20 protein-coding genes are annotated in these 23,410 nt (G+C 71.0%); 11 read left to right on the top strand and 9 right to left on the bottom strand.

The genetic code is table 11. The annotated features are described in order from the left end of the window. The first annotated feature begins 25 nt into the window (after nucleotides 1-25). Entirely contained in the window at nucleotides 26-553 is a 528-nt protein-coding gene (locus ACWCRJ_RS20835) for a hypothetical protein (protein ID WP_450940653.1), read from the top strand. Nucleotides 554-650: 97 nt separating this feature from the next. On the opposite strand, the gene ACWCRJ_RS20830 is transcribed toward ACWCRJ_RS20835, so the two are convergent. The 4 genes from ACWCRJ_RS20830 to ACWCRJ_RS20815 form a co-directional block, all read right to left on the bottom strand. Beyond that, complete coding sequence (locus ACWCRJ_RS20830; protein ID WP_450940652.1) at nucleotides 651-944, bottom strand: putative quinol monooxygenase; 294 nt, start codon at nucleotides 942-944, stop codon at nucleotides 651-653. 35 nt (nucleotides 945-979) lie between these two features. Further along, a complete protein-coding gene (locus tag ACWCRJ_RS20825) occupies nucleotides 980-3,508 on the bottom strand; it encodes a GH32 C-terminal domain-containing protein (protein WP_450940651.1) in 2,529 nt (842 codons plus the stop codon). Further along, nucleotides 3,508-3,660, bottom strand: coding sequence for a hypothetical protein (locus ACWCRJ_RS20820; protein ID WP_450940650.1), 153 nt, complete (start codon nucleotides 3,658-3,660; stop codon nucleotides 3,508-3,510). Before ACWCRJ_RS20820 ends, ACWCRJ_RS20825 begins: the two co-directional genes overlap by 1 nt. Before the next feature lie 90 nt (nucleotides 3,661-3,750). After that, nucleotides 3,751-4,713, bottom strand: coding sequence for a carbohydrate kinase family protein (locus ACWCRJ_RS20815; protein WP_450940649.1), 963 nt, complete (start codon nucleotides 4,711-4,713; stop codon nucleotides 3,751-3,753). A 248-nt stretch (nucleotides 4,714-4,961) separates the two neighbouring features. Here ACWCRJ_RS20815 and ACWCRJ_RS20810 point away from each other — a divergent pair, with 248 nt between their 5' ends. The 10 genes from ACWCRJ_RS20810 to ACWCRJ_RS20765 all read left to right on the top strand — a co-directional run bounded on the left by ACWCRJ_RS20810 (nucleotide 4,962) and on the right by ACWCRJ_RS20765 (nucleotide 17,299). Next, nucleotides 4,962-5,984, top strand: coding sequence for a substrate-binding domain-containing protein (locus ACWCRJ_RS20810; RefSeq protein ID WP_450940648.1), 1,023 nt, complete (start codon nucleotides 4,962-4,964; stop codon nucleotides 5,982-5,984). A gap of 151 nt (nucleotides 5,985-6,135) precedes the next feature. Beyond that, nucleotides 6,136-7,149 (top strand): ABC transporter permease, encoded by a 1,014-nt coding sequence (locus ACWCRJ_RS20805; RefSeq protein WP_046916475.1) that lies wholly within the window; start codon nucleotides 6,136-6,138, stop codon nucleotides 7,147-7,149. After that, complete coding sequence (locus ACWCRJ_RS20800; RefSeq protein WP_046916474.1) at nucleotides 7,146-7,982, top strand: ATP-binding cassette domain-containing protein; 837 nt, start codon at nucleotides 7,146-7,148, stop codon at nucleotides 7,980-7,982. Before ACWCRJ_RS20805 ends, ACWCRJ_RS20800 begins: the two co-directional genes overlap by 4 nt. A gap of 79 nt (nucleotides 7,983-8,061) precedes the next feature. Then, complete coding sequence (locus tag ACWCRJ_RS20795) at nucleotides 8,062-9,093, top strand: LacI family DNA-binding transcriptional regulator (RefSeq protein WP_450940647.1); 1,032 nt, start codon at nucleotides 8,062-8,064, stop codon at nucleotides 9,091-9,093. Between the two features lie 1,011 nt (nucleotides 9,094-10,104). Continuing rightward, nucleotides 10,105-12,105 (top strand): serine/threonine protein kinase, encoded by a 2,001-nt coding sequence (locus ACWCRJ_RS20790; RefSeq protein WP_450940646.1) that lies wholly within the window; start codon nucleotides 10,105-10,107, stop codon nucleotides 12,103-12,105. A 74-nt stretch (nucleotides 12,106-12,179) separates the two neighbouring features. Beyond that, a complete protein-coding gene (locus ACWCRJ_RS20785) occupies nucleotides 12,180-13,265 on the top strand; it encodes a DNA polymerase III subunit beta family protein (protein WP_450940645.1) in 1,086 nt (361 codons plus the stop codon). 356 nt (nucleotides 13,266-13,621) lie between these two features. Continuing rightward, entirely contained in the window at nucleotides 13,622-14,311 is a 690-nt protein-coding gene (locus ACWCRJ_RS20780; RefSeq protein ID WP_450940644.1) for a DUF485 domain-containing protein, read from the top strand. Further along, entirely contained in the window at nucleotides 14,308-15,975 is a 1,668-nt protein-coding gene (locus ACWCRJ_RS20775; protein WP_450940643.1) for a solute symporter family protein, read from the top strand. Before ACWCRJ_RS20780 ends, ACWCRJ_RS20775 begins: the two co-directional genes overlap by 4 nt. A 145-nt stretch (nucleotides 15,976-16,120) precedes the next feature. Next, nucleotides 16,121-16,528, top strand: coding sequence for a hypothetical protein (locus ACWCRJ_RS20770; RefSeq protein WP_450940642.1), 408 nt, complete (start codon nucleotides 16,121-16,123; stop codon nucleotides 16,526-16,528). 18 nt (nucleotides 16,529-16,546) lie between these two features. Next, nucleotides 16,547-17,299 carry a hypothetical protein gene (locus ACWCRJ_RS20765; protein WP_450940641.1) on the top strand — a complete coding sequence of 251 codons (753 nt, stop codon included), beginning with the start codon at nucleotides 16,547-16,549 and terminating at the stop codon, nucleotides 17,297-17,299. A 13-nt stretch (nucleotides 17,300-17,312) separates the two neighbouring features. On the opposite strand, the gene ACWCRJ_RS20760 is transcribed toward ACWCRJ_RS20765, so the two are convergent. From ACWCRJ_RS20760 to ACWCRJ_RS20740, 5 genes are read right to left on the bottom strand one after another with little or no spacing between them, the layout of a single operon-like run. Next, entirely contained in the window at nucleotides 17,313-18,740 is a 1,428-nt protein-coding gene (locus ACWCRJ_RS20760; protein WP_450940640.1) for an MATE family efflux transporter, read from the bottom strand. Then, complete coding sequence (locus ACWCRJ_RS20755) at nucleotides 18,740-19,798, bottom strand: cysteine synthase family protein (RefSeq protein WP_450940639.1); 1,059 nt, start codon at nucleotides 19,796-19,798, stop codon at nucleotides 18,740-18,742. Before ACWCRJ_RS20755 ends, ACWCRJ_RS20760 begins: the two co-directional genes overlap by 1 nt. Nucleotides 19,799-19,814: 16 nt before the next feature. Beyond that, entirely contained in the window at nucleotides 19,815-21,161 is a 1,347-nt protein-coding gene (locus ACWCRJ_RS20750) for an alanine racemase (protein ID WP_450940638.1), read from the bottom strand. After that, the gene (locus ACWCRJ_RS20745; protein WP_450940637.1) at nucleotides 21,158-22,180 is read right to left on the bottom strand and encodes an ornithine cyclodeaminase family protein; all 1,023 of its coding nucleotides are present in this window, start codon (nucleotides 22,178-22,180) and stop codon (nucleotides 21,158-21,160) included. Before ACWCRJ_RS20745 ends, ACWCRJ_RS20750 begins: the two co-directional genes overlap by 4 nt. Then, nucleotides 22,177-23,166, bottom strand: coding sequence for a TauD/TfdA family dioxygenase (locus ACWCRJ_RS20740; protein ID WP_450940636.1), 990 nt, complete (start codon nucleotides 23,164-23,166; stop codon nucleotides 22,177-22,179). Before ACWCRJ_RS20740 ends, ACWCRJ_RS20745 begins: the two co-directional genes overlap by 4 nt. Between the last annotated feature and the right edge of the window lie 244 nt (nucleotides 23,167-23,410).

Below are 23,410 nucleotides of genomic sequence, written 5' to 3'. Positions count from 1 at the left end.
CCGCACGTGCGGTTACGCTCCGACGATGCCTCCATGTCTGGACGTCTACGTATGGGTACCGCAGGGCACACCCGAAGTCTTCCGAGCGTTCATCGACCGCTACGTCGACACGGAGAACCCCGGTGACGAGCGGCTGGGCGCCTTCATGCGGACCCATGTCGTGGGGGCGCCGGACGAGGGTGACGGCCGGGCTCTCGCCGAGCTCGGGCGGGGTGCCGACTCTGTCGGCGCCTATTCGCTCTACACGAGGGCGCGAGGGTTCTACGGGGCCGTCATCACGGTGACGCACGACGGTGCTGCCGTGTTGGGGCTCAGTATCGACGACCCCGACGACTCCCCGCTGACCCGGGAGACGGCCCGCCGGCTTCTTGATCAGCTACGCCGGGAGTTCTCGGCCCCGGCCGGGATCGCGGGGGTGGAGGTGCCACCGCCGCAGTCCCGGGCGGAGTGGGAGGAGCAGCGGGTCGAGCTGCGTATCGGCGGGGTGGCACCCGGTCCTGGGAGCCCGACGGAGTCCGGAGGTTCCGGTGGCGTCGGGCGGTGCCCCGGGTGAGGACGCGGAGGGCGCTCGCGCCGGTTCGGGGCTGCGCCGGGACCGAAGCCCCGGGGCAGCCCCGTCGCGGTTCCGAGGCCACCGGCCGCGCGGGGCCTCAGGTCACCGGGTCGAGGAAGGTCAGCACCGACGCGTCCTCCTCGATCAGGGGAGTGAGGGCGGTGTTGAACGGGCCGCCGTAGGGTGCGTCGATGTGGGCCTGGAAGGCGTCCTCGTCCCGGTACACCTCGAAGATCCAGAAAGCGCGGGGGCGGGACGCCTTGGTGTAGACGTCGAAGACGAGGTTGCCGTCCTCCTCGCGCACCTTCTTGGCGTAGTCCAGGATCAGGCGGCCGACCTCGTCCTCCGTGCCCTCGCGGGCGGTGAACTCGGCGAGCAGGGTCTTGTTCATGGTGTGGTGCCTTCGGGGTCGGGGGCGGGTCGGGATCAGTCGTGGGCGGGGGCGAGGTGCCAGACGGTGGCCTTGTCCAGCTTCACCGAGCCGTTCTCGGCGAAGACCTGGACTCCCTGGCCGGCGGGGTCGGGGAAGATCTGGTCGGTGATCACGGCTTCACCGTCGCCGCCGAAGACCTCGACGGACGACCAGTCGACGAGGATCCGCAGTCTGACCTTTCCGTTCGCCGCCTTCAGAGGCGCGGTCTGGATGCCGGGGAAGGTGCTGCTGAAGTCCACGGCGCCGGAGTGGGTGCGGTCGACGTAGAGTTCCTGGGTCGTGGTGTCGTAGCCGATGACGGTTTCCTCGCCCGCGGGGCCGGTGCGTACCTTGAGCCCGAAGCGTTCGGCGTCCTTGAGGGAGAAGGTGGCTTCGATGTCGAGCGCCCTGCCGTCGGCGGCGGGGCCGATCAGTGCCTTCGAGGTGTTCGTCACGGTGTCGGCGGTCGCGGTCGCCGGAGGGTCCTGCCGCAGCGACTTCACGCTGTTCACCGGCTCGCTGGTCAGCCGGACGCGGCCGTCGATCGTGCGCAGCGCCATCTCGCGAGGGATGCTCTGTGCTCCGCGCCAGGGGGAGGTGGGGGTGGCTCCGGCGTAGTCCCAGTTGCTCATCCAGCCGATCATGTGCCGCTTGCTGCCCGGGGTGTTCTCCCAGGAGACGGCCGCGTAGTAGTCCTTGCCGTAGTCGGCCCAGTGGGCGCGCCGCAGGACGGACAGGGCCGGAGCGCCGGCGGCGGTGAACTGGTCGGCGAGGATGTGGCCCCAGCCGCCGGTGTTCATGTCGACGAGCTGGATCTGTGCCTTCTTGCCGAGGTAGGGGCGCATGTCGAACGACGCCCAGTCCAGGGTTTCGCTGTCGGCGCCGGTCGCGCTGCGGACGACCTGGCCGTCGACGATCAGATTGGCGGAGGTCTCCTGGGAGCCGGGCTGGGTCTCGGTGTCGGACAGCGTGATCTGGTCGACGTTGAGGTGGCCCCAGCCGCCGGTGTTGTCATCGACCACCCTGATCCGCGCCTTCTTGCCGGCGAGGTCGTGGACGTCCCAGGATGCGGTCTGGAGTGCCTCCGCGTCCTTTCCCGTGGCGCTGCGGACGACCTGGCCGTCGACGAGGAGTTCCAGGGCGGTGGGGTCGGCGGAGCCGGAGGGGTGGTTGCCGCCGCCGATGAGGAAGTTGACGTAGCGCTTGTCGACGGTGAACTCGGGCGAGGTGAGGGTGCCGGTGCCGGCGTCGCCGTTCAGGAAGGTGTTGACCAGGCCGCTGCCCTGGAAGCCGGAGACCTGCTGCTGGCCGGGGAGGGTTCCGGTGGCCGGTGCCGGGCCGAAGGCATCGCCGGTCGTCGTCCAGTCGCCGTAGGTGCCGCCCTCGAAGTCGACGAGGACCTTCCCGGGCTGGTGCGGGTGCCGTCCGCCACCGATCTTGAAGTTCAGGTAGGGGCTGTCGACGGTGAAGGAGGGGGAGGTGAGGGTGCCGGTGGTGGCGTCCCCGGAGTGGAAGCTGTTGGCGAGGCCCTTGCCGTCGAAGCCGGAGACGGTCTGCTGCCCGTCGAGCGTCCCGGCCGCGGGTCCCGGGCCGAACGCGGTGCCCGTGGCGGTCCACGAACCGAAGCCGGTGCCCTCGAAGTCCTGCACGACGGTCCCGGCGGGCGGGGTGTAGGTGCCGTCGTCCTCGGCGGTGAACTTCGTGCCGTCGAAGTCGCCGAGGAAGTACTGGGCCGCCGAACCGCCCGCGATACCACCGGGGTTGATGTTGACGACCAGCACCCACTTGATGGTGTTCTTGTCCCCGTCGACGGCGAGGGGGAAGAGGTCGGGGCACTCCCACACGCCGCCCGTCGCGCCGGCCGGGCCGAACTCGCTGAGCTGTGTCCAGTCCTTGAGGTTCTTCGACGAGTAGAACCGCACCTTGTGCTCGGTGGACAGCGACACCGTCATCAGCCAGCTCTTGGTGGGCGCGTACCACTGGACCTTGGGGTCGCGGAACTCCTTGGAGCCGATGTCGAGGACGGGGTTGCCCTGGTATTTCGTCCAGGTGCGTCCGCGGTCGGTGCTGTACGCGAGCGACTGCGACTGGATGCCGGTGGCTTTGTCGAGGCTGGTGTAGACCGCCACCATGGGCGGGTTCTTCTTGGTGCCGAACCCGGTGGTGTTGTCCTCGTCGATGACGGCGCTGCCGGAGAAGACCATCTCCTCGTCGTCGTGCGACAGGGCGAGCGGCAGCTCCGTCCAGTGCACGAGGTCCGTGCTCACCGCGTGCCCCCAGGACATGTCGCCCCAGGAGTTGCCGTTCGGGTTGTACTGGTAGAAGAGGTGGTATTCGCCCTTGTAATACACGAGGCCGTTGGGGTCGTTCATCCAGTTCTTCTCCGGGGTGAAGTGGAACTGGGGCCGGTAGGTCTCGGAGTACGGCGCGGTGCCGGCCGCGGCGGCCGGCGGAACGAGCGGGGCGGCGGACAGGGCGCAGACGGTCGCCGCCGCCGCGATCATCCGGGAGCGGGCATGCCGGGATTCACGTCCAGAGCGCATCAGGTCTCCTGTGCTGCGGCCGTCGGAGCGACGGAGCCGGATGCCCGGCGCGGCCGACCGAAGTGACGGGTGCCGACGCCGTCGTCCACGGCGTCCGGCCGCACGCCGTCGTCCACGGCGTCCGGCCGCATGTCATCGTTGACTTGTGTCATCGATGACATCGCGTGGCCCGATGATGGGGGCAGTCCGGCCGGTGCGTCAACAGTTCGCCCGTGCCGCCGTCTTGTACGACAGTCCGTCGCTCAGGCGTGGTCGGCTGCGGTGAGCTGGGCCAACTGGCTCTCCCACGGCGGGTTGGGGCCGACGACCGAGCAGGTCAGGGCCGCGACCCGGACGGCGAAGCGGCACGCCTCCGCGACGTCGTCGGGGCGGAGTCCGGTGAGCCGGCCGCCGAGGAGGCCGCGGGCGCCGAGGTGGTGCAGCAGTCCGGCGGTGAAGGAGTCGCCCGCCCCGACCGTGTCGGCGACCGGCGTCCGCACGGCGGACACCCGCACGCGCTCGCCGTCGAGCGAGGCCAGTACGCCGTCCGCGCCGCGCGTGATCACCACGAGCCGGGCCCCGGCCGCGTGCCAGATGTCGCACGCCTGCTCCGGCGGGGTGCCCGGCAGCAGCAGTTCCAGGTCGTCCTCGCTCAGCCGGAGCACATCGGCCAGGGCGCACCAGTGTGCCAGCCGGGCGCGGTACACCTCGGGGTCCACCAGCAGGGGGCGGACGTTCGGGTCGATGCTGATGGTCGCGCCGGGGGCGGCCGCCGCCAGGAAGTCCTCCACCGCCGCCGCGCCGGGTTCCCGGACCAGGGCCAGCGAACCGGTGTGCAGGCAGGCGGTGCCGGACAGGTCCACCCGGGCCAGCTCCGCGGCCGTCCACTGCCAGTCGGCCGTGTTCTGCGCGTGGAAGGAGAACGTGGCCTGTCCCCGGGAATCCAGTTCCGCCACGGCCAGGGTGCTGGGCTCGGCGGCCTCGACGGCACTCGACAGATCCACCCCGGACGCCTCCAGGTGGGCACGGAACAGGCGGCCGAACACGTCGCCGGACAGCCGGGCCAGGAAGCGGGCCGGGGTCCCCAGCCGGGCCAGGGCCACCGCCGTGTTCGCGGGTCCGCCGCCCGGCAGGACGCGCAGAGCGAGTTCGTTCGAGGCGCTGGAGGGTTCGGCGAAGGCGTCCGCGACGCACTCTCCCAGGACGGTGATCTGACGCGGGCTCATGAGCTGCTCTTCTCTGACGGACGAACGGGCCTACCGGACGGGTCCCGGCCGCTGCCGGACGGCTGCGTGGGGGCGGCGGGCGCCTGCGTTGCCGATTTGTGACGAGTGCAGGGCATTGACGTTTCCGGGAGACGGAGTCCATCATCCTCGCCAGGCAGTGTCAACGATGACATAAGTCAACGATGACACCCCGGACGGTACGCACCGAACCTGATCCCGTGCCGCCCGCTATCCCACAGGAGTCGAACATGTCTCGCACCACTCGCCTGTCCTCCTCCCTCGTCAGAACCGCCGCTGTCGCGGGCGTCGCCGCTCTCACGCTGACGGCCTGTGGATCCGGCTCGGGCTCGACCTCCACCGGCTCGGGCTCGGGTTCGGGCGAGGTCAAGGTCGGTCTGATCACCAAGACCGACACCAACCCGTTCTTCGTGAAGATGAAGGAGGGCGCCGAGAAGGCCGCGGACGCCGAGGGCGTCAAGCTGATGACGGCGGCCGGCAAGTTCGACGGCGACAACGCCGGTCAGGTCACCGCCATCGAGAACATGGTCGCCGCCGGCGTGAAGGGCATCCTGATCACCCCGAGCGACTCCAAGGCCATCGTGCCCGCCATCGAGAAGGCCAAGGCCAAGGGCGTCCTCGTCATCGCCCTGGACACCCCCACCGAGCCCGAGAGCGCCGTCGACGCCCTGTTCGCCACCGACAACCTCAAGGCGGGCGAGCTGATCGGCGAGTACGCCAAGGCCGCGATGAAGGGCAAGACCGCGAAGATAGCCGCCCTCGACCTCGCGCCGGGTGTCTCGGTCGGCGTCCAGCGCCACAACGGCTTCCTCAAGGGCTTCGGCGCGACCGACAAGGACGTCGCCTGTGCCCAGGACACCGGCGGCGACCAGGCCAAGGGCCAGACGGCGATGGAGAACTGCCTCCAGAAGGAGCCGGACATCAACGTCGTCTACACGATCAACGAGCCGGCCGCGCTGGGCGCCTACACCGCGCTCAAGGCCAAGGGCCGCGAGAAGGACGTCCTGATCGTCTCCGTCGACGGCGGCTGCACCGGCACCCAGGCCGTCAAGGACGGCAAGATCGCCGCCACCTCGCAGCAGTACCCGCTGAAGATGGCCGCCGAGGGCGTCAAGGCCGTCGTCACATTCGCCAAGGACGGCAAGAAGGCGTCCGGTTACACCGACACGGGCGTCACCCTTATCACCGACAAGGCGCAGGACGGGGTCACGTCCAAGGACACCGCCTACGGCCTGGAGAACTGCTGGGGCTGAGCAGCCCCCTGAGGCCGTACGACTCCGCCTCACCCTTCAGCGGGGCGGCCGTCCCCTCCCCTGACCGGGACGGCCGCCCGCCCGTCCTCCTGTCCGCCGATCTCCTCGATCAGCGCGGGCGACGACCTCTGTCTTCCGACAAGGACTTCGCATGACTGCCACGACCACACCCCCGGGCACGTCCTCGCCGTACGCCGAGCTCAAAGCACCGAACCCGGCCCGCCGGCTGCTCACGGCACCGACCACCGGCCCCCTGGTCGCCCTGCTCCTGGCCTGCGCCTTCTTCTCCCTCTCGTCCGACCAGTTCCTCACCGGCGGCAACTTCTCGCTGATCGTGCAGCAGGTCATGGTCGTCGGCACCCTCGCCATCGGGCAGACCCTGATCATCCTCACGGCGGGCATCGACCTGTCGTGCGGGGCGGTGATGGCGTTCGGCAGCATCATGATCGCCAAGATGGCCGCGGAGGGCTCCCTGCCCCCACTCGCCGCCATCGCCCTGGGGCTGGTCGTCTGCGGAGGCTTCGGGCTGCTGAACGGGCTGCTGGTGCAGAAGATCCCGCTGCCGCCGTTCATCGTCACCCTCGGCATGCTCAACGTGGCCTTCGCGCTGACCCACATCTACTCCGAGGAGCAGACGGTCACCAACCTGCCGGGCCCGCTGACGGCCCTCGGGCAGACCTTCCCGCTCGGCAGGACCGACATCACCTACGGGTCCCTGGTCACGATCGCCCTGTTCCTCCTGCTCGCCTACACCCTGAGCAACACGGGCTGGGGCCGCCACGTCTACGCCCTGGGCAACAGCCCGGAGGCCGCGCGCCTGAACGGCATCCGCACGGGCCGGCTCACCATCGGCGTCTACACCGTCGCCGGCATCCTCTACGGCATCGCCGCCCTGCTGCTCATCTCCCGCACCGGCGTCGGCGACCCGCAGGCCGGGCAGACCGACAACCTCGACAGCATCACCGCCGTGGTCCTCGGCGGCACGAGCCTCTTCGGCGGCCGCGGCTCGGTGCTGGGCACCTTCATCGGCGTCCTCATCGTCGGTGTCTTCCGCAACGGTCTGCAGCTGATGGGCGTCGCCTCCATCTACCAGACCCTGATCACCGGCGTCCTGGTGATCCTCGCGGTGACCGTCGACCAGATCTCCCGGAAGAAGGCACGATGACCGCCACCAGCACCGTCACGCCCGTTCTGCAGGCCCGCGGCCTGGTCAAGCGCTACGGACATGTCACCGCCATCGACGGCGCCGACTTCGATCTGCTGCCCGGCGAGGTCCTCGCCGTCATCGGCGACAACGGAGCCGGCAAGACCAGCCTGATCAAGGCTCTCACCGGCGCGGTGACCCCCGACGCGGGCGAGATACGCCTCAACGGCGAGCCCATCACCTTCTCCGGACCGCAGAGCGCCCGCGCCCACGGCATCGAGACGGTCTATCAGGACCTGGCCGTGGCCGCCTCCATGGACATCGCCTCCAACATGTTCCTCGGCCGCGAACTGCGCCGGCCCGGTGTCCTCGGCAGTGTCTTCCGCATGCTCGACAAGAAGCGCATGCGCGACGAGGCTGCCGAACACATGGCCGACCTGAAGATCGGCCTGCGCTCACTGACCCAGTCGGTCGAGACCCTGTCCGGCGGACAGCGGCAGGCCGTCGCGGTCGCCCGTTCCGTCGCCTGGGCGCGCAGTGTCGTCGTCATGGACGAACCCACCGCCGCCCTCGGCGTCAAGGAGTCCGGCCAGGTCCTCGACCTCATCCGCCGGGTCCGGGACAGGGGTCTGCCGGTCGTCCTCATCAGCCACAACATGCCGCACGTCTTCGAGATCGCCGACCGCATCCACGTGCATCGGCTGGGCCGGCGGGCCGCCGTGATCAAGCCCTCCGACTACTCCATGGCCGAAGTCGTCGCCATCATGACCGGTGCGCTCACCGTCGACGAGGCCGGGGATACTGTCGTAGCGGATTCCGCGGCGGCGAAGGCCGCGGGCGTCCAGGCCGACTGACGCCACGAATTCGAGTCACTCACAGGTTCCGGCCGAAGGCCGCGGCCGGAACCGACGAGCGCAGGGAGACCGTTCCACCATGGCAGCGAACCGCCGCCCCACCCTGGCCGATGTCGCCCGTGAAGTGGGCGTCAGCGCCAAGACCGTCTCCCGCGTCCTCAACGAGGACGGACCCGCCTCCGCCCAGACCCGCGAACAGGTGATGGCCGCCGTGGCCAAGCTGGGCTTCCAGCCGAACCTCATGGCCCGCAACATCCGTGTCGGCGGACCCGACACCACCGTCGGACTGGTCATCCCCGACCTCGGCAACCCCTTCTTCGGAGCCGTGGCCAGCAGCATCGAGGACACCGTCCGCGACCGGGGCCTGACCCTGCTCATGGGGTCCTCCGCCGACGACCCCGACCGTGAACGCGCCCTGACGGACAAGTTCCTCGCCCGGCGCATCAGCATCCTGATGGTCGTGCCGTCCGTAGGCGCCGACCACTCCCACCTCAAGTCCCATCGCGCCGCCGGGCTGCCCGTCGTCTTCCTCGACCGCCCCGGAGCGGCCCTCGCCACGGATCACGTCGTCAGCAGCAACCGCACGGGCGCCCACCACGGCGTCGCCCACCTGATCGCCCACGGCCACCGCCGCATCGGCTTCATCGGCGACCTCCCCACCAAGCTCTACACCCGCCGCGAGCGCCTGGCCGGCTACCGCTCGGCCCTGCAGGAAGCCGGCCTCCCCGCCGACCGCTCCCTGATCACCAACGCCCACGACCAGCGCGGTGCCTCCGTCGCCACGTCCCAGCTCCTGGGTTTGGCCGATCCGCCCACCGCCCTGTTCGCAGGCAACAACATCGTCGCGCTGGGGATAGTGACCGAACTCGCCCGCACCGGCCGCAAGGACGTGGCGGTCGTCGCCTTCGACGACGTGGCCCTCGCGGACGCCCTCGAACCGGCCCTGACCGTCGTCGCGCAGAACCCCGAGGAGATCGGCAGAACCGCCGCGACCACCGCCCTGGCCCGCCTCGACGGCGACCGCACCCGCGCCCGCACCATCACGGTCCCCACCCGCCTCATCGTCCGTGGCTCGGGAGAACGCCCCGCACCGGCGCTGCAGGAGGCGTGACAGGGGGCCGATTTCGTCGCGGGCGAACGGGAAGAGTGCGCCGCCGGGCCCGAAGCTCCTGACCGGTGGCTTCGGCGTCCGGCGTCCGGCGTCTTCGCGCCGACCCTCCCGACGACCACGTCCGCCTGCGCAGGCGACCCCGACGAGTAGTGGGCCGGCGTGAAGAACACCAGCCGCCCACACGTCATAGGCGGCAGGTGCGGCCCTCGGATGCGCGGCGTTCCGGTCCGTCCCGGCGCCGAGGGCTGCCACTCACGTTCCGTCCTGGCCGCCCAGGACCTCCTTCTTCGAATACGACGATCGTTCAGATGGACAACTGGGCGTTGTTCGAAGGGGGTCCGACTTCGAGTCGCGACGCGCCTTCAACCGGCCTGTGTATTCGCGCTGTTCACACTGTGGCGGGGTACGAAATCGGGGATGATGATGCGATGAGTGGCGACATCGGGCGCGGCCGGCCGGGCCCGGAGGAAAGTCCGAAGCGGCAGCGGCCGCTGATGCGGGCGCGCGTCGGGGTGGCCGGTGGCGCTGCGGCTGGGGCTCGCGGAGCCGCCGCCGCGCCCACCCGACACCTCCTCCGCCCACCGGCCTGCGGTCTTCCAGCAGAGCGCCATGAGGGCACGGGTCGAACGCCGTTGCGGCTGCGGTGACGCGAAACGAAGCCGGCTGTCGCAGCACACGCAGGATACGGGGGATGCACAGTGGCCGATGAGAAGAGCGGTGAGACGACTTCTCTGCACGACGCGTTCCCGGCCGAGCGCGCTCGGCCGCGCACCGCCCGGACACGACGGCCCGCGCACCGCCCGGACACGACGGCCCGCGCACCGCCCGGACACGACGGCCCGCGCACCGCCCGGACACGACGGCCCGCGCACCGCTGCACGGCACCGGAGAACCGGGCCGGGACAAGGCCCTCGACCGACGCGCCCGACTGCCCCGCCCGCACGCCACTCTGTCGATCCGTCATTTCCAGTCGGCCTGTTCCAGGCCGCCCCTCAGCGCAAGGACGTACTCGTGAGCGCAATCGGCTCCGGCGGAAGAGTCCAACCGGCCCGTCCCGGCGATCCCTCCCGCATAGGCCCCTACCGCATCGTCGGCCGTCTCGGCGCGGGCGGCATGGGCACGGTCCACGCCGGAGTCACCCCCGACGGAACGCGCGTGGCGGTCAAGGTCATCCATCCCGAGCAGGCGCAGGAGCCGGAGTTCAGGGCCCGCTTCGCACGCGAGGTGGCACTGTCCTCCCGCGTCACCGGCCCGTATCTGATTCCGTTGCTCGCCGCCGACACCGACGCGACAACCCCGTGGCTGGCCACCGCCTACGTCCCCGGTCCGACCCTGGACCAGCACGTGCACGAGCGTGGGCCGCTCGCCGAAGGGAGCTTGTACGCTCTCGCGGCGGCCACCGCGCAGGCACTGGCCGCCATCCATGCCGTCGGCGTGGTGCACCGCGACGTGAAGCCTCAGAACGTCATTCTCACGCCCGCCGGCCCCCGCGTTCTCGACTTCGGTATCGCGCACGCCCTTGACGGCACCAATGTCACCCGGACCGGAGTCATGACCGGGACGCCGGGCTGGATCAGCCCCGAACAGTACCGGCAGGGCACCGCCGGCCCGGCGGGCGACGTGTTCGCGTGGGGAGCGCTCGTGGCCTACGCGGCGACCGGAAGGCTGCCCTTCGGCGTCGGTGCACCCGACGTGGTCGCCTTCCGCGTGATGTCGGGGGAACCGGACCTGGACGGCGTCGCCGCCTCCCTGCGCCGGATTCTGGAGAAGGCGCTGTCGAAGGAACCGGGAGACCGTCCGCCGGCCACCGAAGTGGCCCGGCTGTGCGGCGCGTTGCTGGCTTCCCAGGCAACCCAGATCGTGGGCGTCGACGCGCTGCCGACCCAGGCCGGGGACATGGTCACCCCGCTGTGGGAGATGCCGGCCGCAGACGACCCGTCATGGCAGGTGCCGCCGGGCCGGTCGGCGAAGCGACGGGTGGGCGCCGTGGTCGTGGCGGCGGCGGTGATCGGCGGCCTGGTCGGCGGAGTGACGGCCCTGATGCCCGACACCACCGACGGCGGGAAGCGCGTGGCGTCGGCCTCGCCCTCCGCGCCCGCCGAGTCCGGGCCGCAGGCGGTGAACACCGGCAAGGCGGGTACCGCGGCGGAGCGGGGCAAAGTCGTGAGCGACGGCGCGGCGAGTGCGGTGAGCTGGGCGGAAGCCCGTACGGCTCAGGGGCAGGGTGAACACGACGTGGCCAGGTCCGTACTGCACGACCAAAGTGTGCTGTCCGGGGAGATGAGTGACGTCCGACTCTCTCCGGGGAGCGTGACGTTCCATGAGTCACGCCGGGAGGTCTACTTCTCCTACAGCCTGGACACCGACCAGCATGGCACGTTGATCGCGGAGACCGAGATCGCCAGAGCGATGTGCCTCTCGTTGCGCGATGTGGTGCTCGACGTCCACCCGGATCTGCCGTATCGCACCTACGTCACCGTGCGGGAGGAGGCGGGCCGCGACCCGCAGGTGACGTGGCAGGAGGACTTCGTCGCCGACGAACGGTGTCGATCGGCCGCCGAGGACGGCACGGCGAAGAACGACGGCACCGAGGCGGAAGCGGAGTGGGAGCCGGACGAGAACGGCCTCGGGGCGGCGATGGTCCCCAGTACCGACAGCGACGAGATCCGGGTCGCGGACCGTGCCGCCAAGAAAATCATCGAGCGCAGCAACGAGATGCGCACGACGCTCGGCACCGGTCAGGTCCTCGGCCACAAAGAGATCATGGTGGGCTTCGACCCCGCGAACTCGGCCATGTACGTGTGGTCGGACTACCTGATGTGGAACCAAGGGCAGGTCGAGACGTGGGCCGGCATGGCCGAGGGTGAGGCGTGCCGTGCCCTGGTGAACCAGAGGCAGAACGCGGGCTCCGGCTGGCCGTACACGCGCTACGCCGTGGCGGAGATCGGCGGGTCGGGCTATCTCATGATCCGTTGGGGCACGGCCACCACGCTCGCCGACTGTCCCACCTGATCGAGAAAGGGGGCGGGGCCGAGGTTGACCCTCGACATGGTCGAGGCACCAGAGTCCCGGGTGTGGAGAGCGAGATGCACAGCATCGGAGAAATGTCCCGGGACAGTGGGCTCGGGGTGAGTGCCCTGCGGTTCTACGACCGTGCCGGAGTACTGGCCCCGGCCTGGGTGGACCCGGTGAGCGGTTACCGCTGGTACGAACCTGAGCAGCTCGAAGAGGCCCGGCTGCTGGCCCGGTTGCGTCGGGCGGGCATGCCGCTGGCCGACATCCGGCTCGTCCTGGCCGGCTGGAACGGCGCCGACACGGAACTGGTGCGCGGTCTCCTTCAGGCGCACCTGCGCCGTCTCGAGCTGGGGCTGTCCGATGCCCGCAGCGAGTTCTCCACGCTCCGAGCTCTACTCGACCACAGGGAGACAGCCCCCATGACCTCGCTTCACACCGCCACCGCCCGCTTCTCCGTGCCCGCGCCGGAGGTGGCCGCCGCGCTGGACGCGGTCCGTTTCGCCGCCGGTACCGACGCGGAGCTGCCGATGCTCGGCGGGATCCTGTTCGACATCGAGGGAGAACTGCTCCACCTCGTGGCCACCGATCGCTACCGCATGGCGGTGGCGCAAGCACGTACGGCCGGGCACGGCGGGCCTCGCACGCAGGTGGTTGTGCCTCTTCCGCTCGCCGACGCGATGCGGGCGCTGTTGACCGGCGAGGAGCCCGCCCAGATCATCGTGGACGGTGACCGTGTGAGGCTCGAGACCGGGGACCGGCAGGCGGCCGGGCAGAGCCTCGGTGGCGAGTTCCCCGACTACCGTCGCCTCGTCCACCTCCCGGCCGGTCGCCGGGCCCACGTCGAGACGGCGGCCTTCCGCCACGCCCTGGAGACCGGCCCGGTCCGCGAGGGCGAGACACGTGGGCAGGACGGCGAACCGTGCGACCTGAGCGTGCTCCGGGTGGCGGACAACGGGACCGTGATCGTCTGCGACGACAGTGACGACGACCAGGCCGACGTGGCCGTCAACCGCGAGTTCCTGCTGCACGCGCTCACCGCCGGGGCCCGGGACGAGCTGATCCTGGAGCTGGGCGCGCCCACCGCGCCGCTCGCGATCCGCCGGCCCGACGGCGAGCACGCCTTCTCGCTTCTGATGCCGGTCCGCTTGGAGGACTGACTTCCCGCGCGGCGGGTTCCGTTTCCAGCGGGCAACCGCGGTGGGGGCGGGCGTGGGTGAACGCAAGGCACGCAAGTACCTCATATCGTTGCCGTTCCCGACTTGTCGGCCCAATGATCACTGCGGCACGGTAGGGGCCGACGAAGCGAGGACGGCGGTGGGGCCCGGGACGGCTCGGCCGGCGAACCGTGTGCACGGTTCCGGGGCATGCCCGGTCCGTTTCGGTGTCATTCCCTGCCGAGTGTCTTCGTCGTTGACGGCGGTTCCTCGACTGCGAGTCGGGAGGAGCCGTATGGCCACAAGCCTTCGTCCTACGCGCTCTCCCCATCCGTATCACTTCCCGCCGAGGACGACTGATGGATTCCCGCGATCTCTTTTCCGATCAAGACCCTCCCGCGGCTGCCGCGCTCTATCTCAGTGCGCTCGACCACGAACAGCACTACTCCGCCGCTGAGTTGCGGCAGGCTGTCACCCGTGCCCAGGCGGCCACCGGTGGCCGGCCGGCCGAACTCGCGCAGCTGTACCGGCAGTCCACACTCGGAGCCGACGCCTCCGAGTACGACGTCCGGGCCGGCCGAAGATCCTGGGCCCTCGACATGGCCCAACACCTGGCCCTGGACGACGGCCGCCTCGCCGACGACGAGCCTTCCGCGTGGGCGGCCTGGGAAGAACCGGCCACGGCCTCCTCCACGGCGCCCCACACACCCTCGGCGTCCTCGTCCCGTCACGCGGCCCCACCGCCGTACCCCGGTCCCCGACAGACCACCGCGCTGCGTGAACTGCGCGCCGCACGCCGTCGCCCGGCGCGGGTCGCCGCCGCGGTCGTCGTCGCCCAGATGGCAGGAGTGGTCCTGGCCAACGAGGCACCAGGTGTCATGGCGATCACCTGGGCGGGGCCCCTCAACATCGGGCTCACCCTGGTCCTGGCTCAAGTGGTGTTCACCGGCTGGGCGGTCCTGTGGTACGCACGCTATGCGGGAAGGCGCCTGGAGCCCCTCGTCAAGCGTCACCGCGCGTCCTTCCCGCACCTGGAGAGCCACCGGTGAACCCCGTCCTCGCGCTCTCCGACTCCGCGCTCTCCGACTCCGGCGGAGCCTTTCCGCTTCTCGCCGTCTTCGGCCTCTGCGTCGTCTGTACGCTGCTCCTGTCGATCGGGTCGATCCTCCCAGAGAAGGACGAACTGAGCGGCTTCTATCTCGGTCAGCGGCGGCTGCCGTCTGCCGTCAACGGGCTGGCCATCTTCGGCAGTTACATGTCCGCGGCAGGCATGCTGGGCAACCCTGGTCTGATCGCGCTCACCGGTTACGACGGGATCGCCTACATACTGGCACCCATGGTCGCCTGGTCCGTCCTGGTGCTGCTGGTCGCCGAGCCTTACCACAGCACCGCGCGCTTCACCATCGGCGACTCCCTCGCCCTACGGCTGCACGCCCGGCCGGCGCACCTGGCGGCCGGTGTCACGAGCGTGGTCGTCTGTCTGCTGTACCTCACCGCCCAACTCGTCGGCGCCGGAGCACTCGCGGCCACCGTCCTGGGGATCGACGGAGACGGCGCCCAGCGGATCGTCGTGGCCGGCCTCGGTCTTCTGATGGTCCTCTACGTCGTGATCGGCGGCATGCGCGCCGCGACCCTGGTCCAGGGCGTCAAAGCCGTGGTCCTGCTCGCCACAGGCCTGTTCGTCGTCCTGGCGGTGATGTCGGAGTTCGGCTGGAGCCCGGCCCGTCTGCTGGACGCCGCCGTCCTTGGGAGCGGCTTCGGTGACGCCTTCCTGGAACCCGGCATCCGCTTCCACGACCGCACCAGCAAGACGGACTCGCTCAGCCTGCAGCTGGCGTTCGTGCTGGGTGCGGCGGCCCTGCCGCACGTCCTGATGCGTATCGGCACGGTGTCCAGCGGACGCAGAGCCCGCAGGTCGGCCGGGTGGGCAGCCTGCCTGGTCATCGTCTTCACCCTGTTCGAGGTGGTGACGGGCCTGGGCTCGGCTGCGTTGATCGGCTCGCGGACCATCGCGGGTGACGCCGCCTCCGGTAATACCGCCGTGCTCCTGCTGGCCGAGCGCCTCGGCGGGCCGGCCCTGCTCACCGTGGTCGCCTGCGTCGCGTTCGTCACGATCGTGGCCGTCGTCGCCGCGCTCACCCTCACCGCGGCGGCGGCCCTGGCCCACGACGTCTACGGTGCGACGATCATGCGGGGCAGAGCATCGGAGAAGAGCGAACTCACCGTGGCGAGATGGGGCGTCGGACTGATCGGCGTGGCGGCGATCGCCCTGTCCATGCTCGCCCAGCATCTCAACATCGCCTTCCTGGTCAGCCTCGCCTTCGCCATCGCGGCATCCGCGATCCTGCCGGCACTGCTCTGCAACCTGTGGTGGAAGGGCTTCACGACACAGGGAGCGGTCTGGAGCATGTACGGCGGCCTGCTGGTCGCCGTAGTGCTGACGGCACTGTCCCCGGCGGTCTCGGGCAACTCGACCGCCCTGCTGCCCGATGCCGACTTCGCCGTGTTCCCCTTGCGCAACCCCGGTCTCCTCTCCATCCCCGTGGGATTCCTGCTCGCCTGGACCGGCTCGGTACTCGACCGCCGACGACGAGGAGGAGGGGGAGCGGACTACTCGGAGATGGAGATCCGCGTCCTCACCGGCACAGGCTCCGGACGCACCGAGGCAGGCGCCGGACGCACCGAGGCAGGTTCCGGCCGCCGCGGCAGCTGACCCCCGCACGCGGACCACCTCGGCAGGGGGACCAGCCCGGAGTCGGCGTAGAACGGCATGGCAGGCATCCGGAGCCGCAAAAACCCGTTCGGCACCCGTCGAGATCGTGGCACCATGTGCGGCATGACGACGAACCGAAAGGTCCATGCCGCGTAGACGGCCAGGACGTGTCCGGGCCGGCATTCCCCGTCACCGGACGACGCAAGCGAGGCCGGACATCGACGGCCTGTCCTCGCGTACGCGGGCCGAGATCCTGCTTCTCGAACGTACGCGCAACTATCTGCGGCCAGGGGACGTCGGCGCGGCCGTACGTCTGTGGAGGGACTACGTCCAGCGCCCCGAGCGGCAGCACTGGGCCGACCACGAATCGGGCAACGAGGACTGGGACTGCTGCGGTGATCCCCTCGAAGCCCGTGCTCTGCTCGCCACCGTGATGCGGGCGATGTCACCACGCGGCGCGCGCGAGCTGAGACAGGCTGTCGGCCGGTCCGACGCCGTATGGTGCCGATCGTCGCCGCCGTACGACCTGGGCGAGAATCGGAGCATCAGCTGAACACCCGACACCGGAGACATGACGACCGTGCCCCTCGTACGACACCGCATCCGCGGCTTGGCGTGGTCCGTGCCGGCCACGCTCGCCGTGGTGGTGGCCGCCGGCTGTCAGACCTCGTCGCCCGCGGCGAACAAGCCGCCCGCGACGGACGGACCGGCGGTGTCGGCCACGACGTCCGCTGCCGGGAAGGCCACCTCCGGAAGGGGAGGGGGCTGCCCGAGCACCCGCGCCTCCGGCCGTAGGTCGGGTCCGGCCTCAGCGCCGGCGGGGGTCTCCTGGCAGATGTTCCACGGTGTCGCCGTCCCCGCCTCCGCCACCCTGGGGCCGAAGAGGACGGCGGGGGACATCGCACGCTGCTACGCGCACGACTCCTCCGGCGCGCTTCTCGCCGCCGCCCAGATCGGGGTCCGCTACCCGCTGTCGACGCGATGGAAGACCGTGGTCGAGGAGCAGACCTTCGGCGACGGGCGCGACGGCTACGTCCGCGCGCGCACCACGAGGGAGGCGGAGGCCGGCGGGCCTCCCACGCCCGCGGCCGGAGAGATGCTGCAACTGGCCGGGTTCCGGTTCGACAGCTACTCCGACCGACGGGCCGTCATCTCCCTGGCGTACCGGCAGCCCGGGGGAGCCCTCATCCAGGCCGCCACCGTCACCATGGAGTGGCAGGGCGGGGCCGGCGGGGACTGGCGCTACGAGATTCCCCGGTCTCCCGGCCCGTACCAGAAGCTGAACAGCCTCAAGGGCTACGTCGCGTGGGGGGCGGGGCGCTGAGCCCGCGCCCCCGTCAGGGAGTCGCGAGGGCCGCGGTCGTGTCGCGCCGTCGTACACCTCGGTTGAAGCGGCGCAGGAGGAGCAGCGCCGTGGTGGCGAGGCCGGCGAGGAGGCCGAGCCAGATGCCTGTGGTGTCCCAGCCGGTGGTGAAGCCGAGGAGCAGGGCGGCGGGCAGGCCGACGAGCCAGTAGCCGACCAGGGTGATGCGGAAGCCGCCCTTGGTGTCGTCGAGGCCGCGCAGGAGACCGACGCCTATGTTCTGGGCGCAGTCGAAGAACTGCATCACCGCGGCGATCAGCAGGAGGCTCGTGGCGAGATCGGTGGCCGTGCGGCTCTCGCCCTCGAAGAACGGGGCCAGCACCAGGCCCGGCACGGCGACGTACAGGAGTGCCACGACCGCCATGACGGCGGCGGCACACGCCAACGCCGTGGACTTCAGCCGCTGGGCGGCCGCCGTGTTGCCGAGGGCGAGTTCACGGCTGACGCCGAGCGACGCGGCGTGGGAGAGGCCGACGGCGATCTGGAAGACGATGTAGACGAGCTGGTTGACGGCGGTGTGCGCGGCCAGCGCGGCCGTGCCGAAACTGCCGACCAGCAGGGCGACGACGGAGAAGAAGCCCGCCTCGGATCCGTAGGTGGCGGCGATCGGCGCGCCCAGCCCGGTCAGGCGGCGCAGGGTGGCCGGGCGGGTTTTCCAGATGCTCAGCGACAGCACCGGCGCCAGTCGGGGATCGCGCCGGGCGGAGAGGTACAGAGCCAGGAACGACAGCGCGTACACGGAGGTCGTGGCGAGCCCGATGCCCGGCAGGCCCAGTTTCGGCAGGCCCCAGCTGCCGTGGATGAAGACCCAGTTGAGGCCGGCGTTGACGGCGATCGAGGCGATGGTGATGCGCAGCAGCGCCTGCGGGCGGCGCATACCGACGGTGAACTGCCGGATGGCCTGGAACCACAGGCAGGGCAGCAGCCCGGGTGCCAGCGCGTACAGGACGGGTTTCGCCGCGTCGACGACGTCCGGGTCCTGGCCGAGGAACACCACGGCGTGCCCGATCCCCACCATCAGCAGCGCTCCGGCGAGACCCGCGAGCGTGGAGAGCAGCAGGCTCGCCCGGACCAGGTCCCGGACCTCCTCGTGCGCTGCCCGCGTCCCGGCGTCGTCCGCCCCGGCACCGTCCGTCTCCGTGTCCCGGGCCTCGGCACGGGCGTCCGCCGCGGCGACCTGGTTGCCGACGGCGGTGACCAGGCCGACCCCCATGGTCCGCAGCTGGTTGAAGATGACCAGGGCGAGGCCGCCGGCGGCCAGGGCCTCGGTACCCAGCAGGCCCATCATGATCGTGTCGGTGGTGGTGAGCGCGACCTGGGCGAGCTGGGTGAGCGCGAGCGGTACGGCGAGGGTCGCCAGGGCGCGGCTGTCGGTGAGGAGGCGGGTCAGGGCGGGTGGCATCAGGTCGTTTCCTGCGGGGGCTCGGGTGCTGCGGTGCGGCGGAGTTTGATCAGCAACTCGTCGATCTCGCGCTCCACCTGGGGGGAGAGGAGATCACGGGCGGCCATCCAGTCGTCGTCGAAGACGGTGTCCATGTACTTTTCCCCGCCGTCGTTGATCAACGCGACCATAGTGGTGCCGGGCGGCAGCGCGGACAGCCGGGTCAGGGCCGCGTGCACGACTCCGCCGGCCGAGCCGCCCAGGAGCAGTCCGGTGCGCCGGGCGACGGCCCGCGCGGTGGCGAACGCCTCGACGTCGCCGACCTTCACACCCTCGTCCAGCAGGGAGTAGTCGACCATCGCCCCGATCGTGGCGCCTTCGGGTGTCCCGGTGCCCGACTGGTGGTAGTCGTGCGCGGGCGGTCCGAACGCGATCGAGCCCTTCGGTTCCACGCCGACGATCCGCAGCGCGGGCACGGTCTCCCGCAGCGGGCCCCCGGTCCCGAACAGTCCGCCGCCGGTGCCCACCGCGCCGATGAGGATGTCGATACGGCCGTCCAGCGCGGCGTGGAGTTCCCGGGCCACCGGGTGGTAGCCCACGCCGTTGGCCATGTTGTTGTGCTGCTCGGTGAAGTAGGCGTTGTCGGACTCGGCGGCCAGCTTCTCGGCGAACTCCTCGCGGGCGGCGGTGGCCAGGTCCCCGTCGCCCTCTTCGGCGACGTACACCAGCTCCGCGCCGAGGGCCTTCATGGCGCGCAGCTTGTCGACGGCGGCGTGGTGGTCGACGACGGCGGTGAAGGTGTAGCCGCGCTCGGCGGCCACGACGGCGAGGCCGAGCCCGGTGTTGCCGGAGGTCGACTCGACGATCCGGCCGCCGGGGCGCAGCAGGCCGCGCTCCTCGGCGTCGACGACCATCTGCCGGGCCATGCGTATCTTGGCGGTGCCGGTCGGGTTGAACTGCTCCAGCTTCAGCAGCAGCCGGGTGTCGCTCTCGGTGCGGGCCAGCTCGAACAGCGGGGTGGCGCCGATGAGTTCGGAGACCTGTCGTACGACGGGCGGCCGGTACAGGGGGTCGTCCATGGGGGCTCCTGACGGGTCAGTGGGGGTGGCGGTCGAGGCGCCAGCGGTAGCGGGGGTCCGAAGGTTCGACGACGACCTTCGGGGGCAGCGGGAGGTCGTGGAACGGCGACTCGTTGGAGTCCATCTGGTAGCCCGCCGTGTTGAGGTACACGAGCAGGTCACCGGCGGCCGGCCGCAGCGGGAAGGGAATCTTCCGCCAGGTCAGCATGTCCGACTCCAGGCAGGTCGCGGCCCCGACGCAGGCCGGGTACGGGCCCGCGTCGGCCACCGGACCGGTGCCGGCCGGCACCAGCACCGGGTCGGGCAGGAACTCGCTGTCGAACCACTGCTCCGACAGGCTGAGGCTGGTGCCGTCGACGGTGAGGAGCGCGTATCCGTCGCGTTCCTTGACGCCCTGGACCCGGAACACCGTGAACCCGGCCTGGTCCAGCAGGGCCCGGCCCGGTTCGACGAGCAGGGTGATCCCGGCCGCCCGCAGCAGCCCGGCGAGGCTGGTGCCCTCGCCCGATCCGGTCGGGGTGGCCGCCAGGATCGTCCGCAGGGCGTCGGCGCCGGCGACGGGGGAGTGGTACGGGTAGAAACCCCCGAAGGACTTCTCCGCGTGGAAGTGCTCGGGGCGCCGGCTTTCCTCGAACCGCCGCCAGTCGTCGGCGGCGACGTAGTCGACGGCGAAGCCGCCGCCGATGCTGATCCGGTCGGCGCGCAGCCCGAGTCCGCGGGCCCGCGCGCACAGATGGATCAACTCGGCTGTCAGATCGGTGCGTTGGCGCGTGTCGTAGCCGGAGAGGTGGAAGCTGAAGCCCTCCATGTCGACGGGGCCGGTGACGCACCGCCGCAGGGCCGAGTCCAGCTCGCCGTCGTCCAGGCCGAAGCGGCTGTGCGGCTGTTGCGGGGGCAGTCTGCGCAGCAGCACCCGTGCGGTGCGGCGGAGTTCCGCCGCGAGCGACAGGAGACGGTCCAGTTCGTCGAGCGCGTCGACCGCGACGAGGGCGCCCTGGAGCAGGGCCACGCGCAGCAGGTCGTCCGCCTTGGCCGGGCCGGTCACCACCAGGTCCTCACCGCGTACGCCGGCGGCGAGGGCCTCGCGCAGCTCGCCCTGGCTCGCCACGTCCACGCCCAGCCCGGCCACGGCGGCCCGCTCGGCGTAGACGGCCGCCTTGTTGGCCTTCTTGGCGAAGTACACCCGGCCGTCCACGCCCGCCTCGGCGAACGCCTGGCGGAAGGCGGTCGCGTTGGCGTCGAAGCGGTCCGGGAACAGCACGTGGTAGGGGCCCCGCAGGCCGTGGCTCAGCTCGTGCAGCAGCGCGTCGCCCAGCAGGGCACGCACCTCGGGCGTGGTGTGCGAGGCGAGTGCCGCCGTCACTTCCACAGCGGCACCGCCGTGCCCAGCCCCTGGGCGAGGGCCAGTTGGGCGAACCGGTGGCCGAGGGCGATGTCGGTGACGACCAGTCCGCTGTTGTACGCGAAGATCCGCTGCCCGGCGTCGGTGCGGCCCTCGGCGCGGCCGGCCAGTACGTCGGGAAACTCGGCGTCCACGTCGGGAAGTTGCCCGTCGGCGTCGGCCATGTCCACGCCGGTGACCCGCATCTGCGCGGCGCTGGTGGCGATCACCCGGTCGGCGCGGTGCAGGGTCGAGGGCGCGATGCCGTAGCCGATGAGGACGGACAGGGCCGCGGGCTTGAGCCAGTCGGCGTCCACGGACGCGGGGGTGTTCGGGCCGGCGGTGGCCAGCACGATGTCCGCGTCCCCGGCCGCCGCCCGCAGATCGGTGACGACCTCCAGCTCACGGTCGGGGAAGTGGGTGCGCAGCTGCTCGCGCACCGCCCGTATGCCGTCCGGGTGCGTGCCGAAGAGCATCAGCCGCTCCAGGTCGGGCAACGTGGTCAGCAGGAACGGCAGGGCGAGGCGCCCCTGGGTACCGGTGCCGATGACCAGGGCGCTGCGGGCGCCGGGCGCGGCCAGTTCGCGGGCCAGCAGCGCGGAGACCGCCGGGGTGCGCAGCGCGCCCACCCGGCCGCAGTCCAGCATGGCGACCGGCAGCCCGGTCTCGTCGTCGTACAGCGTCAGCGTCGTGTAGTAGTGCTGCTTGTCGCGGTCCTCGTGCAGACCGTACTTGTACGAGGTCTTCACCGCGACCACCCCGCGTACGCCGTCGCGGCCGAGCATCGCGTACGCCACCGAGTGGCCGTCCTGCGGCTTGACGGTGAGCTTGTGGGGGTTGTCGGACTTTCCGTCGGCGAGGGTGCGGTACGCCTGTTCCACCACGGACACGACGTCGGCGAGGGTGATGTCGATGCCGGCCACGTCGCTGGTGCTGAGGATGCGCAGGGTCGTGTCGTCGGGCGCCATGGCGGTTCCTCCGATGCTGTCGTCGCCGGTCATGCGTGGGCCTCCACGGCTGCCTGGCCGTAGCCGTGCTCCGACTCCTCGGCGGGCGGCCGGGTCCGGCGGCCCTTCGCCCGCACGGAGGAACGTTTCAGCCAACGGTCCGTGCCGTCGTACCGGGCCTGGAAGGGGACCCGGCCGTGTACGACCAGGTCGTTGTCCACGACCAGGACCTCGCCGGGGTCGAGGCTCACGGCCACGCTGACCCGGGCGAGTTCGTCCTCCAGCCGGGCGTAGGCCGCGCGGTGGTCGTCGGGGGCCCGGTCCAGCGGGGTGTACGCCGGGTCGAAGCGCAGGGTCAGACCTTCCTCCGACTGCCACAGGGTGGGCACGGGCGGCGGGTCGCCCTGGTAGGCCTGGGCCTCCTCGTAGGCGTCGTCGGGGAGGATCGGCAGCACGGGTCGGCTGAGCAACTCCACGTCGGAGTCGGACAGTTCGACATTCCTGATGCCGGCGGCCGTGGTGGCGACCGAGTCGTGGTTGCGCATGCAGCCGAGGATCAGCAGATGGGCGCGGCCCGGGTGGAAGGCGTCCTCCGTGTGCGGGCTGAGCAGCACGCTGCTGCTGGCGCCGGTCTGCTCCACCTCGTGGCCGGGGCTCGGCACGATGTTGTGGACGAAACGGCCTTCCTGCTGGCCCTCCCAGGCGATGGGGGTGCCCATCACCGTCGACAGCAGGAGCAGGATCACGTCGTACACGGCTCCGGCGTTCCCGGCGGTCGACCAGTGGCCGGGGGTGGGGCCCACCGCGTCGTCGTCGACGTGCAGGCCGCGCAGCACGAAGAGCCCGTCCGCGGTGTCGACGGGGCGGCAGGCGTGGCGGATCGGGTCGCTCAACGACGCTGCCGCGGCCGGGACTTGGGCCAGCAGGCCGGGGTGGGTGGGGTCGTCGTCGTACTCGGCGAGGAGGGCGTGGGCGACGGCGGTGAGTTCTGCCGCCGAGGCGTGGTCGAGCAGGCGTACGGGAGTGCTACCCGTGGGCATGGGGGGTCCGTCCGTTCCGGTGCGGAATGCGTGTGCGGGCGCGGTGCAGGGGGCTACGGGTGGGGCTGTGCGAGACGGTCGGCGGGCATGGCGAAGAAGGCCGCCCGAGGTGGGCCGCGTGGGTCAGGTGCGGCTCCGGTCGACCTCCGGAAACATAGCCAGACGACGGATAGTAGGGAAGGCTTGCCTAAGTTGATGAAGATCACACATGAGGCGGTCTTGTCACATAGCCGTCGCACAAGAT

The sequence above is a fragment of the Streptomyces sp. NPDC002324 genome, assembly GCF_053593335.1.
Note: the sequence above shows the minus strand (reverse complement) of the source record. Positions and strands in the feature narration are given on the sequence as shown.